The organism is Bhargavaea cecembensis (genome assembly GCF_001619585.1).
In the GTDB taxonomy this organism is placed as follows: domain Bacteria; phylum Bacillota; class Bacilli; order Bacillales_A; family Planococcaceae; genus Bhargavaea; species Bhargavaea cecembensis_A.
This window is the reverse complement of record NZ_LQNT01000011.1, coordinates 539,768-553,379: the sequence shown is the minus strand read 5'-3', so window position 1 is coordinate 553,379 and position 13,612 is coordinate 539,768. Positions and strand designations below refer to the sequence as shown.

Genomic DNA, 13,612 nt, shown 5'->3' with positions numbered 1-13,612 from the left:
AAACTGGTCCAAACTCATTCTTAAGGGGGAGTCCCATGCCTGCCACGAAGAAAAAATGGCTAACCGCTATGACGCTATCCGCACTTCTTCTCGTACCCGCAGGTGCCGCACCCGGCCTGCAGCCCGCTGTCGCGACTGATGAAGACGCCGCGCTCGGCAACGCACTAAACGAAATCCTCAACGATTCGAGGCTGGACGGCGCCACAATCGGGGTGAATGTCACAAACGCCTCGACAGGGGACACCGTTTACGAACACACCGATGATCTGTTGCTTCACCCCGCCTCAAACATGAAGATCCTGACCGGAGTCGCTGCACTTGAAGTGCTCGGACCGGACCACCGGTTCAAAACGGATGTCCTGCACACGGGCAAGCTGACTCCAGGCGGTGTGCTGCAGGGTGACCTGTATCTTCGCGGCAAGGGCGACCCGACACTGCTCAAGGAAGACTTTGCCCAATTCGCAAAGGACGTAAAGGCGAAGGGGCTCAAAAAAGTCCATGGCAACCTCATCGCGGATGACAGCTGGTATGATGACGTGCTGCTTTCGGAGGACCTGAACTGGTCCGATGAACACAACTATACCGGGGCGGGTGTGTCGGCACTGACCGCTTCGCCGAACACCGACTATGATGCGGGCACCGTGATCGTAAACGTCAATCCGGCCAAGGAAGCGGGTGCCGCGGCGGAAGTGACGCTCGATCCGTTTACGGAATCGGTGACGATCGAAAATCGTGCAAAGACCGTTTCCAAAGACGGTAAAAAATCGATTTCCATCACCCGCGAGCACGGCACGAATAACATTGTGATCACGGGAACAATACCGGTCGGCGCAACCCCATCTCGTTCCTGGACAGCTGTCGAGGATCCGACGATGTACGCGCTTGATCTGTTCCGGCAGGCACTGAAACAGGAGGGCATCACGGTTTCCGGAAAGCTTTCCGAAGGCGTTGCCCCTGAAGGCGCAGACGCCCTTGCATCGAAGGAGTCCATGCCGCTCCGCGAACTCTATATTCCATTCATGAAGCTCAGCAATAACGGCCATGCGGAAGTGCTTGTAAAGGAGATCGGACGCGCGGTTGCAGGGGAAGGCTCATGGGATGCCGGGCTCGGGGTGATGGAAGACGTGCTTGCGGAATACGGCCTTAACACGGCCGGCATGCGCCTGCGGGACGGTTCAGGGATGTCGCATAAGAACCTGGTCACTGCGGAGCAGCTGTCCGTCCTTCTTTACAAGGTCCAGGCCGAGCCATGGTTCCCGGTCTTCCTCAACTCGCTTCCTGTCGCGGGCCATCAGGACCGGATGACCGGCGGCACGCTCCGCAACCGCATGAAAGAGGGGGCAGCCTCGGAAAACGTACAGGCCAAGACCGGCTCGCTCACCGGTGTCTCGACACTGTCCGGCTACGTGACCGCTGAAAACGGCGAAGAATACATTTTCTCCATTCTGTTCAACAACTATCTCGCGGGCTCTGTCACGCCGATCCAGGATGAGATCGCGGAGACCATCGCGGAACAGGAATGACTGGCAGACTAAGAAAATCTGAAAAACAGACTTGACGGTATTTTCTAAACAATGTAAGATGAGTGTTAACTTTTTAGTCCGTGAGGGGCAGGAGGTGCCGGGAGCGGCATCGCCCTTGGATCAAAGAGCAGAGTAGAGCACAGCATAGCAGAGAAATTGCAGAGTAAGAGAAGTAGCATGCGCCAGGCGGCCAAGAGAGCCGGCGGCAGGTGGAAGCCGGAGCGCCCCGCATGTGAATGGACTTACGAGAGCCGCCGCGGCCCGGGCCCGGCGGACGACCTTCCCGCGTTAAGGGAGCATGCCGCGACCTGCGGCATGACCGAGAGGGGGCGATATATGCCCCAACCGGAGGTGGCAACGCGGATTTTTTCCGTCCTCCGCAACAGGACTGCTGTGCCTGTTGCGGGGGACTTTTTTGATTTCCAATGATAAGGGAGCTGAGCAGAGATGAGCACAGTCAGAGAACAGACAGAGTCCGGACGGGTGGCCGTCAGGAGAATCGCGGCGGATGCGCTGACGCCGGTGGCCGTATTCGGCAAGTTGAAGGGACGCAGGAAGTTCATGCTGGAAAGTTCCGGCGCGCACGATGGACCGGGACGCTATTCCTACATCGGGCAGGATCCGGTGAAGACGTACCGCGCCGAAGGCCAGATCCTAGAAGAGAGGGACTGCAGGACGGGGAGAGTATTCCGGCACGAGGGCGAGCCGCTGGGACTGCTGCAGCGGCTGCTGCCGAGGGTCGCATCGCCGGAAGCCTTTCCGTTTGCAGGAGGCGCCGTCGGGGCGATCGGATACGGAGCGGGTGAGCATAAGGTAAATGGCGGCAATGGACCGGATGTACTGCTGAACGTCTACAGCACGGTCATCGTCTTCGACCATCTTGAAGGCACGGTCTCAATCGTCCGGACCGATCTCGGCGACGGACCGGCGGACTCAGATCTTGACCGGATCGAGTCTCAGATTCTCTCCGGCGGCGAACCGGAAAAGGAAAACTTTGCGCTCGGCGAGTTCACTTCGGACACCGAGAAAGAGGCCTTCGAGGAAGCGGTCCGGCAGGGAATCAGCGCCATTGCGGCGGGCGATCTGTACCAGGTGGTCCTGTCCCGCGAACTGAGCGCACCGTTTTCCGGCAGCCCGTTCGGCCTGTACCGGCGGCTGCGCCGGCGCAACCCTTCTCCTTACATGTACATCATCGATCTTGAAGAGACGGTCATCGTCGGGACTTCCCCGGAAAGTGTCGTGAAGGCGAAGGGGGGCATCCTCTCGATGAACCCGATCGCGGGAACCAGACGGCGCGGGAAAAACCGGGAAGAAGACCGGGCGCTCGAGGCGGAACTCCTTGCCGATCCGAAAGAACTGGCCGAGCACGACATGCTCGTCGACCTCGGACGCAATGACATCGCAAAAGCCGCGGTCCCGGGGACGGTCAAGGTGACCGCCTATCAGGAAGTCGTCCGCTATGAACATGTCATGCATCTCGTCTCGGAAGTGGAAGGACAGCTGAAAGAGGGAGCGGATGCATTTGATGCCATCCGGGCATGCCTGCCGGCCGGCACCGTGACCGGTGCGCCGAAGGGCAGGGCGATGGCGCTCATCGACCGGCTGGAGCCGTCACCCCGCGGCCTGTACGGAGGCTCGGTCGGCTACATCGGCTTTAACGGCAATATGGACATGGCGCTCGCCATCCGGACCTTCTTCATCAAGGACGGCATCGCTTCGGTTCGCGCAGGCGCCGGAGTCGTCCATGATTCCAGGCCGGAACTGGAATATAAGGAGACGGCAAACAAAGCCCGTTCGCTCACGGAGGTGGTCAAATGATTTTGCTGATCGATCATGAAGACTCGTTTACCCAGAACCTGTCCGGCGCCCTCGCCGTGCTCGGCGAGGATATCGGCATCTTGGACGCGAAGGCGGCGACACTGTCGAAAGTCGAGCGCTTCGGCCCTTCCGCAATCATCCTGTCTTCCGGGCCGGGGAGTCCGGAAGAATGGCCGGAATCGATCGAGATCGTCCGGGAGTTCGGGGCGGAGATTCCGATCCTCGGCGTTTCTCTCGGCCAGCTGATCATCGCGGCCGCTTACGGGGAAGAGGAAAGGCTACGCCCGCAGATCCGGCACGGCAAGCCGGCCATGGTGCGCCACAAGCGCGGCGGCCTGTTCGCTTATCTGCCCCAGCCGCTGCGCGTGATGTGCTGCCACTCGGCGGCACTTGACGAGGGCACGCTTCCGGAAGTTCTCCATGCGGACGCCTACTCGATGGACGACAACACGGTCATGGCCATCCGGCACGACCGCCATCCGGTCTACGGGCTTATGTTCCATCCGGAATCGGTCGGAACGGAAAAGGGGGAGCGGCTGCTTGCCGCCTTCCTGGAAGAGGCCAAGGCCTTTAACAAACAGAATGCAACGGAACCCCAGCGGATTCCCGGACTTTGACACGATAGAGAGCAGAGGAGAGTGGAGCAGAGATGAGAGAGTTCACACAGAAAGTACGGAACGGAAACGATCTGAGCTACGAGGAAATGACTGAAGCCGCGCTGTTCATGTTTGATGAGCGTACGCCGGAAGGAGAGGTCGCCGAATTCCTCGCGGCGCTTGCCGACAAGGGAGAGACCACCTACGAGGTGGCTGCGCTTGCCGAGGTAACACGCGGCATGGCAATCGTGCCGGAAGTCCCGGAGGCCCCGTATACCGACAACTGCGGGACGGGAGGCGACGGTTCGGACAGCTTTAACATCAGTACGACATCGGCATTCGTCCTGGCCGCGGCAGGCGTTCCGGTCGCAAAGCACGGCAACCGGAAAATCTCCAGCCGATCGGGCAGCTCCGATGTGCTGGAGGCACTCGGAATCGGGCTTGAACAGGATATGGAAGAAGCGTCCAGGCAGCTGCGCGAGGAAGGCATCGCATTCCTCTTTGCACCGCGGCTGCACCCGAAAATGAAGCGGATCGGACAAATCCGGGCACGTCTCGGGCGGCGCACGATCTTCAACCTGACAGGACCGCTGACGAACCCGGTCCCTCTGGCGTCCCAGTTCACCGGCATCAGCCGGAACGATTTTACGATGAACTATGCATCGGTTCTCCGGATGCAGGGCCGGAAGCGCGCGATTGTGGTCTGCGGAGCAGGCGGCATGGATGAGGCCTCTCTTGCGGGTCCGAATGACTTCGTTCTGCTGGACAACGGCGACCTCATCCCGTTCACGCTTGAAGCCGAAGATGTGGGCCTGGAGTCCGCGCCGCTATCCGCCCTCAAGGGAGGCGACGGCCGGGAAAACGCGGAGATCCTCCGCTCGGTCCTCGGCGGTGCACGGGGCCCGAAATTCGATGCCGTCGCGTTCAATGCGGGTATCGGCCTGTTTGCAGCAGGACGTGCCGAAACAGCAAAGGAAGGCGTCGAACTCGCCAAAGACATCATCCTGTCCGGAAAAGCAATGGAAAAGCTGGAGTCCGTGATCCGGTTCCATAAAGAAACAAAGGAGGCGGTCACGCCATGACAATACTGGACGATATTCTGGAAGAAAAACGAAAACGGCTGCCCTCCCTGCGGGCTGAAATCCCGGCGACACCGGCCATCCGGCACACGCGGCCGCGCCTGTCGGAGTCATTTGATGCAAGGGACGGACTTGGCGTCATCGCCGAGGTGAAACGGGCTTCGCCTTCAAAAGGCATCATCAATGAAAACGCGGATCCCGCGGAGCAGGCGCTGCGCTATGAACAGGCAGGTGCATCCTGCATTTCCGTCCTGACGGAAGAGGCATTTTTCAAGGGTTCATATGAAGATCTGGCCGCTGTGGCGGAAGCTGTCCGGATTCCGATCCTCTGCAAAGACTTCATTATCGACGAGCTGCAGATTGACCGGGCGCTGCAGGCAGGTGCTTCCGTCGTCCTCCTGATCGTGGCGGCGCTGCCTCAGGAGCGGCTCCGTGAACTGCACGCCTATGCCATGTCGGCAGGACTCGATGTTCTCGTGGAAGTGCATGACGAACAGGAGATGGACCGTGCGCTTGAGCTGGATCCGGCATTTATCGGCATCAATAACCGGGACCTGAAGACATTCAAGGTCGACCTCGGCAACACGGCGCGGCTTGCGGCCCGCGCCGGGAAAAAGCCGGGACGGTATCTTGTTTCGGAAAGCGGGATCATGTCGGCGGAGGACGCCGCAAGCGTCCGGGAAAACGGCGCGGACGCCATCCTCGTCGGTGAGTCGCTCATGCGGAGCGGCGACCCGGGTGCGGCCATCCGCTCCTATCGCGAAGCGGAAGGAGTGCTCCGTCCATGACGAAGGTGAAAATCTGCGGACTGATGGAAGCCGAGCATGTCAAAGCCGCCGTCGATGCGGGGGCGGACGCCATCGGTTTCGTCTTCGCCCCGAGCAGCAGGCGCATCGATATGAAATGGGCTGCCGAGCTGGCATCCCGGGTACCGGAAAACGTCAAGAAAGTTGGCGTCTTCGTGAATCCGGATGCGGAAGAGCTCCGCACCGTCTACCGCAATGTCCCGCTTGACTATGTACAGTTCCACGGCGACGAGACACCGGAGCAGATCCGGGAAATCGGCCTGCCGTCGATCAAGGCATTTTCCGTCCGGACGGCAGAGGATGTCCGCCGGGCTGCCGAATATGACGTGGATTACTATCTGTTTGATGCACCGGGCACGGACTTCCGCGGCGGAAGCGGGAACGTTTTTGACTGGTCGCTTCTTGCCGATGCCGGCATCCCGCGGGAGCGGACGATCATCGCAGGGGGGCTGAACGCCGGCAATGCGGCTGAGGCGGTCAGACAGACAACCCCGTATGCCCTTGACGTATCGAGCGGCGTGGAACGGGAAAAACGGAAAGACCCGGAGCTGATCCGCGGGTTTATCCGAGCCGTGAAGGAAAGGGGAGAAGCATGATGGCGAACACAACAGAGAAGAAAGCATACCAAGCACCCGACGAAACAGGCCGCTTTGGCGAATACGGGGGCCGCTTCGTCCCCGAGACGCTCATGCCGGCACTCCTCGAGCTTGAGACGGCATACCGGGAAGCAAAAGAAGACCCGGCGTTTGTGGCACAACTGGACCATTACCTGAAGGACTATGTCGGGCGTGAAAACCCGCTCTACTTCGCAGAACGTCTGACAGAAACCGCGGGCGGCGCCAAAATCTACCTGAAGCGTGAAGACCTGAACCATACCGGCGCGCACAAGATCAACAACGCGATCGGCCAGGCGCTTCTCGCCAAGCGGATGGGTAAGACGAAGATCATTGCGGAAACCGGGGCAGGCCAACATGGTGTTGCGACCGCGACCGCCTGTGCGCTTCTCGATATGGAATGCATCGTGTTCATGGGCAAGGAGGATATCCGGCGGCAGGAACTGAACGTCTTCCGGATGGAATTGCTGGGCGCTTCCGTCGTCTCGGTCGAGCAGGGCTCGGGCACGCTGAAAGACGCGGTCAATGAGGCGCTCCGCTACTGGGTCGCGAATGTCTCCGACACGCATTATGTCATCGGCTCCGCACTCGGTCCGCACCCGTTTCCTGAGATTGTCCGTGACTTGCAGCGGGTGATCGGCGTCGAGACCCGCCGCCAGATCCTTGAAAAGGAAGGGCGCCTGCCGGATGCGGTCGTCGCCTGCGTCGGCGGCGGCAGCAACTCGATCGGCATGTTCCATCCGTTCGTGGACGACACGGATGTCGCCCTCTACGGTGTTGAGGCAGCGGGAAGCGGCGTTGAAACCGGCAAACATGCCGCAGCACTCACAGGCGGCCGCCCGGGCGCACTTCACGGCGCCTTCATGTACCTCCTTCAGGATGAAGCGGGCCAGATCAATGAGGCCCATTCCATCTCGGCGGGGCTCGACTATCCGGGTGCCGGCCCCGAGCATTCGCACTTCCGCGATACGGGGCGCGTGACCTACTCGTCGGTCACCGACGACCAGGCTCTCGAGGCGCTGAAGATGCTCAGCCGGAAGGAAGGCATCCTTCCCGCGCTGGAGAGCTCGCATGCCGTACATTATGCCGTCGAGCTGGCATCCGGCATGTCCCCGGACCAAATTGTCGTCATCTGCCTGTCCGGGCGCGGCGACAAGGACGTCATGACCGTGCGCGACGCGCTGAAGGGAGGAAACGGAAATGTCTGAGATTACAAAAGCAATCCTTGAGGCTCGTGAATCCGGCGGCTGTGCATTTGTCCCGTACATCATGGCGGGAGACGGCGGACTCGGACGCCTGAAGGAGGACCTTCTGTTCCTGCAGGAAGCGGGCGCGACGGCCGTCGAGCTGGGCATCCCGTTTTCCGACCCGGCAGCGGACGGGCCGGTCATCCAGGAAGCGGGTCTCCGCGCACTCGAAGCCGGCACGACCTTGAAGGCGGTCATCGAAGAAGTGAAGGCGATCGGAGACGAAGTGCACATCCCGATCATCTTCATGACGTACCTGAACCCTATACTCAGCTACGGCATGGCCGGTTTCGCAAACGACTGCCAGGAAGCGGGCATTGCCGGCGTCATCGTGCCGGACGTGCCGTTCGAGGAAAGTGCACCGCTCGAGGATTGCCTCAGGATGAACGGCATCGACCTGATTCGCCTGATCCCCCTGTCCGCTCCGGAAGAACGCATCCGAAAAATCGCGGAGGCGGCGGAAGGCTTCATCTACGCAGTCACCGTCGACGGCATCACCGGTGTCCGCGACAGCTTCGGCGGGACGACCGACGGCCGGCTCGAGCGGCTGAAAGAAATCGCGGACATCCCGGTCCTGGCAGGCTTCGGCATCTCGTCACCTGAACACGTCCGAGATTTCGGCCGAACGGCGGATGGCGTCATTGTCGGCAGCGCGATTGTCGACGCGCTGCACCGCGGCGACAAGGAACCAATCAAAGAACTGATCGGCTCCGCGAAAGACATTGCGGTACCTGCGGAATAATAGAGTAAAGGGCATCCTGTTGAGCGGGATGCCCTTTTGGGTATGCTATGGAGATGGGGACGTAAAGCGATTGTGCAAGTTCCAGGCCGGAACGTGAACGCCCGGCTTCTGCCGCAATAAAAACGAAACTATGGCGACGTCCGTCCGTATACCAGTCAAGAGGAGTGATCCGAATGGAAACGGCCACGATCAAGAACCGCTATGAAACGATTTACCCAAAGCTCCTGAACCTATTCAGCTGGACGGTCGACAAGCGGGTGCTGCTGTCGATTGCGGGGATCTACGCGCTTGGAGAAAAGGAATTTGATGCCCGGAGGCTCCGGGAAGTCGCTGATGCGCTCAAAAAGCGGTCAGGCCTCTTTTCTCCGGTCCGGGGCCAGTTCCACCCGCTGATTTCTGCATTGTTGGATGCGTCGGGGGAAGGCGCGCAGGAAATGGCAGACGATCTGTTTGAGAAACAGGAGATCCTCCAAGGACTCGGCTTCAGGAACACGATCCATTCCTATCTGGCGGCGACGCTGCTTTCGGATGAGGAAGGAGAGGCCCGCCGTGAGGCGATTGCCGGAAAGATGCTCTTTGACGAAATGAAGCGCAGGCACCGCATCCTTACATCAGATGATGACTACACATTTGCCGTGCTGCTCGGCAGCCATGCAGACAGTCCGTCGGAACTGGCCGAAGTGATGCACCAGTATTACCAGGATCTGAAGACCCGCGGTTTCCGTTTTGGAAATGAGCTGCAGTGGATGTCCCAGACGATCACCTACGGCAATGCCGCCTTTGAAGAGAACCGGGCGGAAAAGGCTTCAGAAATCCGCGGCAGGCTAAAAGCGGAGGGGCTGAAAGTGAAGCCGCTTCACTATCCGGCAATCGGGCTTCTCACAGTGTTCCACGTGGAACAATCCCAGGTGGACCACATCGTGGAGACGGCAAAGGTTCTTTCGGAAATGAAACTGTTCCGCTGGTACAAAGAAATGGCGTTGTCAGCGGCCATTCAGTCAGTGCTGATGGAAATGACCACAGGAGAGCAGGCGGCCCACATCGGCATCGCCGCGTCTGTGGAACAGGTGCTCCGAGCCCAGCAGGCGATTATGGCATCGAGTGGCGCCGCTGCCGCGGCTTCGGCAGCAGCGGCCGGCGGCGGGGGAGACGGCAGCTCCTGAACGGCCAAAGGACAAAGAGAAAACGATTCCCGCAACGCCATGGCAGGCATTGCGGGAATCGTCCATTTATGGAGTCTTTTCAATTAGTGCCCATATTAGCCGTGCCGCTACGTTGAGCCGAACGGCTAACCGATCTGCACGTTCACTCAGTCGTTTTCTCCACCTGCACAACTTTCTTCTTCTCCCGCCAATTCGTGATCCATTCCACTCCGAAATCGACAAGTTGGTCCATGCCAATTACGCGGGTGTCCGCCTGACCAATTTTGCAGCGGGTCACCGCTTCCGGATGTTCGCGCTCGAATGCCATCCCGAGCGGAGGGAAGTCGTCGGATTCCAGGTCGGCCATGTCGTATTCGATCCATTTGCGCTCGCCATCAACCATTACTGCCGCTCCGTCCCTGTATTTTTCTAGGCCCGGAGCCCGGTATTCCGACAGGTGGAGCGCCGTGCAGGAATCATAGCCGGTTCCGATCAGCAGGACCTTCACGCCGGAGCCGTACATCTTTCCGAGCGGGGAACCCTCCCCGAAGGAATCCTCCACCGGGTGATCCCGCATCCATTCCGCTGCATCATGCCCCCAGGCGATAAACGAATGCGCCGGATGTGGGCTACGGATTGTCTCCGGATGGCGGTGGAGGCATTGGGGAACTTTGCCCATTCCGCGCAGATGCGTCAGATGAGGATTGTATGCCGGCATCGTGCGCCGGATCGGCTCGTGCCATTCTTCCGGGACCGGGGGCATCATCCAGTGCTTCGGATCGGAATTGTCCGAGGACTGTGACGGCATGACGACCGTCCCGTCCGCCGTTACGGTTTCGAGCAGCGCCTCGACAAAAGCCTGCTCTCCGCCGGATACCCAGCCGACCTTTTTCAGCGATGTATGGACGATGATCCGGTCGCCTTTCCCGATGCCCGCATGAAGCAGATGCTCTTTAATCGTTTCTTTTGAAATGAATTCCCCTGTCCGGAGCACAACATCCAGTTCGTTCATCGTTCTTTCCTCCTGAAACCGTTTTAATAAGAGTACCTGATTTGGTCCCCGTACGGAACGGGTATAGAATAATTTAGGGAGGTGCTGGGAAATGGAAACATGGAAACTATGGATCAATGGGGAATGGAAGGATGCGGCACGCACGTATGAGCTGAAGTCGCCGTATTCCCAGGAAGTGATTGCAACCGTTGCAAAAGCGGATGAAGAAGATGTGAAAAAAGCGATTGAAGGCGCCCATGAGGCGTTTCTCGAGTTCAGGAAATGGCCGGCATACGAACGGGCCGAACTGCTTTACCGGGCCGTCGACCTGATCGAGGCGCGGAAGGAAGAGCTGGCGCAGCTTCTCGTGAAGGAAGCCGGCAAGCCGATCCAGACCGCGCGTGGAGAGATTGACCGGACGATTGCGACGTACCAGTTTTCGGCGGAAGCGGCCAAGTCGCTTTCCGGAGAGACAGTGCCGATGGACGCGGCACCCGGCGTCACGGACCGCATCGGCTGGACAAAGCGGGAGGCGCTTGGCGTTGTCGCGGCAATCACGCCGTTCAACTTCCCGTCGAACCTGGTCGCACATAAGCTCGGGCCGGCATTCGCCGTCGGCAACACGGTCGTCCTGAAGCCGGCCACGCAGACGCCGCTTTCTTCTCTGGCGCTCGCTGAGATCTTCAAGGAAGCCGGCCTGCCGGATGGCGCCCTCCAGATCGTGACGGGGAGCGGAAGCGAACTGAGCGACCCGCTCATCACGAACGATCTCGTGAAGAAAGTGACGTTCACCGGAAGCGTGCCGGTCGGACTCGACATCAAATCGAAGGTCGGCCTGAAAAAGCTGACGCTCGAGCTTGGCTCGAACTCCGCGCTGATTGTCGAACCGGACGTACCGCTCGAGAAAATCATGCCGCGAGCCGTCACTGGCGCATTCGGCTTTGCCGGGCAGGTGTGCATTTCGCTCCAGCGCGTGTACGTGCACGACAGCATCTACGATGAATTCGTGGACAAGTTCGTTGCGGAAACGGAGAAACTTCAGATCGGCGACCCGGCGGATGAAGCGACTGATGTCGGCTCGATGATCCACCCGGGCGAGGCGGACCGTGCCATGGAATGGATCAAAGAAGCGAAAAAAGCCGGCGCGACCGTCCGTACGGGTGGCGAGCGTGTCCAGAACGGCATTGCCCCGACCGTCATGACAGACGTCACGCCGGACATGAACGTCGTCTGCAAGGAAGTGTTCGCCCCGATCGTCACGATCATGAAGTACTCGGACCTCGACGAAGCCATTGATCTCGTCAATGATTCCGAATTCGGCCTGAACGCCGGCATCTTCACGCGTGATATCGAATCCGCGATGAAAGCCGCAGACGAAATCGAAGCCGGCGCCGTCATCATCAACGACATCCCGACATTCCGAGTCGACAACATGCCATACGGCGGCGTCAAGATGAGCGGCTACGGCCGCGAAGGCGTCAAATACGCCATCGACGGCATGACCGAGCTGAAGTTCATTACGGTGAAGACGACGTTTTGAGTGTTCGGGGATTTAAGGTAATTAACAACCGATAAAACAGAAGCCGGAAGAGGACATCCCTCTTCCGGCTTTTTGGTTCTTTCCGCCCAATCTTCCGGGGCTTTCTTCCTCTTTTCTTCCAACTTAGGAAACCCCGCCTCGCGCTCAGTCGTATCCCGGTAGAATAGATGTATGGAGAAAATCGGTCAAGAATCGAAATGGGGAATAAGCTGTCTGGAGAGGATGGATTTGGTGGACACAGGAAAAAATGAAAATCTTTATACTGACATTGCAAATACAGTACTTGAGATGATTCCGGAAAAGTGGGGTTGGGTAAAGCTGTACGCCGAGTATTGGGATGGGTACTATAAATGCTATTTCTACTACTCTCCTGCGGGAAGCGGCGAACACGTATACAGTCTGGATATCCCTGATGAATATGAGGTCAGCCAGGAAACATTTGATCGATTGGATGAGCAATTATATGACCACGTCAAAGCTCTATGGAATGAATCCGAAAACCAGGATGAAGACCCCTGGACGAACCTGACACTTTCTTTGCAAAACGATGGAAAAATAAAGATCGACTATGATTACAGTGACCTGTCAGATCTTAACCCTCTTGAAAAACGAAAACGTTGGGAATCCGACTATCTTTATGGGGGGGTAAGGGACTAATGACTACAGAACAAATAGACAAGTGCTATGAAGAAATTGCGCAACAAATCATCGAAATGATTCCTGAGGAATGGAGCACTGTGAAGCTCTATGCTGAAAGTTGGCCAGGCTACTCTACCGTTTACTTCTATTACGACCCGGCAGGTAACACTCTGCCGATTCTAAACTTAGATATTCCGGACCTTTTTTCTGTTGATCCAGATGATTTTATTCTGCAGAAACGTCAGCTGAGAAGGACGGTCCTGGCTCTTCAACAGTTGTTCAGTGAACAGGATATGGAAACATGGACGAACTTCACGTTGATCTTAAATCATGACGGCACGTTCAAGGCCGAATACGGATATGAGGATTTAACAGAACTGGATCCGGGGGAGAAGCGAGAGGCTTGGAAAGTAAAATACGGGATTAAATAAAACGATGCTGCTGTTCTCCAAGGAGGAGAAAATGAAAGAAATTTACCAAGAAATCGCAGAGTTAATTGATGAAACGATTCCGGAAGAGTGGAAGAACGTAAAACTCTATGTAGAAGGATGGAAAGGATACTCCACAGCCTATTTTTACTATTACCCTGAAAGCAGTGAAAAGCCAATATTGAGTTATTCCATTCCAGAACGCTTTGCTATCGATAAAATGGAGTTTCATCAGCAGGAACGCAAGATTAGACGTACCGCCTTGTCCCTACAAAAAGCGTTCGAGTCGGATGGACAAGAGCCTTGGACGAATTTCACTTTCATTCTCAACCGTAATGGAACGTTCCATGTCGACTACGGATATGAAGATTTGACAGAAGCGGATCCCGGGGAGCAGCGCGAAGCGTGGAAGGCCAAGTACGGAATCGATTGACATACTGGAAGGAA

General features: G+C 57.9%; 14 protein-coding genes. 13 read left to right on the top strand and 1 reads right to left on the bottom strand.

Annotation, left to right across the window (positions count from 1 at the left end):
• Positions 1–35: 35 nt before the first annotated feature.
• The 9 genes from dacB to AV656_RS13500 all read left to right on the top strand — a co-directional run bounded on the left by dacB (position 36) and on the right by AV656_RS13500 (position 9,588).
• The gene (dacB, locus tag AV656_RS13545; RefSeq protein WP_063182831.1) at positions 36–1,523 is read left to right on the top strand and encodes a D-alanyl-D-alanine carboxypeptidase/D-alanyl-D-alanine-endopeptidase; all 1,488 of its coding nucleotides are present in this window, start codon (positions 36–38) and stop codon (positions 1,521–1,523) included.
• A 447-nt stretch (positions 1,524–1,970) separates the two neighbouring features.
• Positions 1,971–3,341: an anthranilate synthase component I family protein gene (locus AV656_RS13535; protein WP_063182827.1), complete on the top strand. Its 1,371-nt coding sequence runs from the start codon at positions 1,971–1,973 to the stop codon at positions 3,339–3,341.
• The gene (locus AV656_RS13530; RefSeq protein WP_063182825.1) at positions 3,338–3,958 is read left to right on the top strand and encodes an anthranilate synthase component II; all 621 of its coding nucleotides are present in this window, start codon (positions 3,338–3,340) and stop codon (positions 3,956–3,958) included. Before AV656_RS13535 ends, AV656_RS13530 begins: the two co-directional genes overlap by 4 nt.
• Before the next feature lie 32 nt (positions 3,959–3,990).
• On the top strand, positions 3,991–5,019 hold the full coding sequence (gene trpD, locus AV656_RS13525) for an anthranilate phosphoribosyltransferase (protein WP_063182823.1): 1,029 nt from the start codon (positions 3,991–3,993) through the stop codon (positions 5,017–5,019).
• Entirely contained in the window at positions 5,016–5,804 is a 789-nt protein-coding gene (trpC, locus tag AV656_RS13520) for an indole-3-glycerol phosphate synthase TrpC (protein ID WP_063182821.1), read from the top strand. The genes trpD and trpC overlap by 4 nt, the downstream gene beginning before the upstream one ends.
• Entirely contained in the window at positions 5,801–6,418 is a 618-nt protein-coding gene (locus AV656_RS13515; RefSeq protein ID WP_063182819.1) for a phosphoribosylanthranilate isomerase, read from the top strand. The genes trpC and AV656_RS13515 overlap by 4 nt, the downstream gene beginning before the upstream one ends.
• A complete protein-coding gene (gene trpB, locus AV656_RS13510; RefSeq protein WP_082818751.1) occupies positions 6,418–7,644 on the top strand; it encodes a tryptophan synthase subunit beta in 1,227 nt (408 codons plus the stop codon). Before AV656_RS13515 ends, trpB begins: the two co-directional genes overlap by 1 nt.
• Positions 7,637–8,425, top strand: coding sequence for a tryptophan synthase subunit alpha (gene trpA, locus AV656_RS13505; RefSeq protein ID WP_063182815.1), 789 nt, complete (start codon positions 7,637–7,639; stop codon positions 8,423–8,425). The genes trpB and trpA overlap by 8 nt, the downstream gene beginning before the upstream one ends.
• A 173-nt stretch (positions 8,426–8,598) precedes the next feature.
• Entirely contained in the window at positions 8,599–9,588 is a 990-nt protein-coding gene (locus AV656_RS13500) for a DUF4003 family protein (RefSeq protein ID WP_063182813.1), read from the top strand.
• A 142-nt stretch (positions 9,589–9,730) separates the two neighbouring features.
• Here AV656_RS13500 and AV656_RS13495 read toward each other — a convergent pair whose 3' ends face one another.
• The gene (locus AV656_RS13495; RefSeq protein WP_063182811.1) at positions 9,731–10,579 is read right to left on the bottom strand and encodes an aminoglycoside N(3)-acetyltransferase; all 849 of its coding nucleotides are present in this window, start codon (positions 10,577–10,579) and stop codon (positions 9,731–9,733) included.
• A 91-nt stretch (positions 10,580–10,670) separates the two neighbouring features.
• On the opposite strand from AV656_RS13495, the gene AV656_RS13490 reads away from it, so the two are divergent.
• From AV656_RS13490 to AV656_RS13475, 4 genes are all read left to right on the top strand, one after another.
• Positions 10,671–12,098 (top strand): aldehyde dehydrogenase family protein, encoded by a 1,428-nt coding sequence (locus AV656_RS13490; protein ID WP_063182809.1) that lies wholly within the window; start codon positions 10,671–10,673, stop codon positions 12,096–12,098.
• Between the two features lie 171 nt (positions 12,099–12,269).
• A complete protein-coding gene (locus AV656_RS13485) occupies positions 12,270–12,755 on the top strand; it encodes an immunity protein YezG family protein (protein WP_231877289.1) in 486 nt (161 codons plus the stop codon).
• Positions 12,755–13,168: an immunity protein YezG family protein gene (locus tag AV656_RS13480; protein WP_063182807.1), complete on the top strand. Its 414-nt coding sequence runs from the start codon at positions 12,755–12,757 to the stop codon at positions 13,166–13,168. Before AV656_RS13485 ends, AV656_RS13480 begins: the two co-directional genes overlap by 1 nt.
• A gap of 31 nt (positions 13,169–13,199) precedes the next feature.
• Positions 13,200–13,598: an immunity protein YezG family protein gene (locus tag AV656_RS13475; RefSeq protein WP_082818765.1), complete on the top strand. Its 399-nt coding sequence runs from the start codon at positions 13,200–13,202 to the stop codon at positions 13,596–13,598.
• Positions 13,599–13,612: the final 14 nt, after the last annotated feature.

Bases quoted from the DNA above. Each gene is read 5' to 3' on its own strand.
- AV656_RS13535 (WP_063182827.1), top strand. From the start codon at position 1,971: ATGAGCACAGTCAGAGAACAGACAGAGTCCGGACGGGTGGCCGTCAGG.
- AV656_RS13530 (WP_063182825.1), top strand. From the start codon at position 3,338: ATGATTTTGCTGATCGATCATGAAGACTCGTTTACCCAGAACCTGTCC.
- trpB (WP_082818751.1), top strand. From the start codon at position 6,418: ATGGCGAACACAACAGAGAAGAAAGCATACCAAGCACCCGACGAAACA.
- AV656_RS13475 (WP_082818765.1), top strand. From the start codon at position 13,200: ATGAAAGAAATTTACCAAGAAATCGCAGAGTTAATTGATGAAACGATT.
- trpC (WP_063182821.1), top strand. From the start codon at position 5,016: ATGACAATACTGGACGATATTCTGGAAGAAAAACGAAAACGGCTGCCC.
- AV656_RS13495 (WP_063182811.1), bottom strand. From the start codon at position 10,579: ATGAACGAACTGGATGTTGTGCTCCGGACAGGGGAATTCATTTCAAAA.
- AV656_RS13480 (WP_063182807.1), top strand. From the start codon at position 12,755: ATGACTACAGAACAAATAGACAAGTGCTATGAAGAAATTGCGCAACAA.
- AV656_RS13500 (WP_063182813.1), top strand. From the start codon at position 8,599: ATGGAAACGGCCACGATCAAGAACCGCTATGAAACGATTTACCCAAAG.
- AV656_RS13485 (WP_231877289.1), top strand. From the start codon at position 12,270: ATGGAGAAAATCGGTCAAGAATCGAAATGGGGAATAAGCTGTCTGGAG.
- AV656_RS13490 (WP_063182809.1), top strand. From the start codon at position 10,671: ATGGAAACATGGAAACTATGGATCAATGGGGAATGGAAGGATGCGGCA.
- trpA (WP_063182815.1), top strand. From the start codon at position 7,637: ATGTCTGAGATTACAAAAGCAATCCTTGAGGCTCGTGAATCCGGCGGC.
- dacB (WP_063182831.1), top strand. From the start codon at position 36: ATGCCTGCCACGAAGAAAAAATGGCTAACCGCTATGACGCTATCCGCA.
- AV656_RS13515 (WP_063182819.1), top strand. From the start codon at position 5,801: ATGACGAAGGTGAAAATCTGCGGACTGATGGAAGCCGAGCATGTCAAA.
- trpD (WP_063182823.1), top strand. From the start codon at position 3,991: ATGAGAGAGTTCACACAGAAAGTACGGAACGGAAACGATCTGAGCTAC.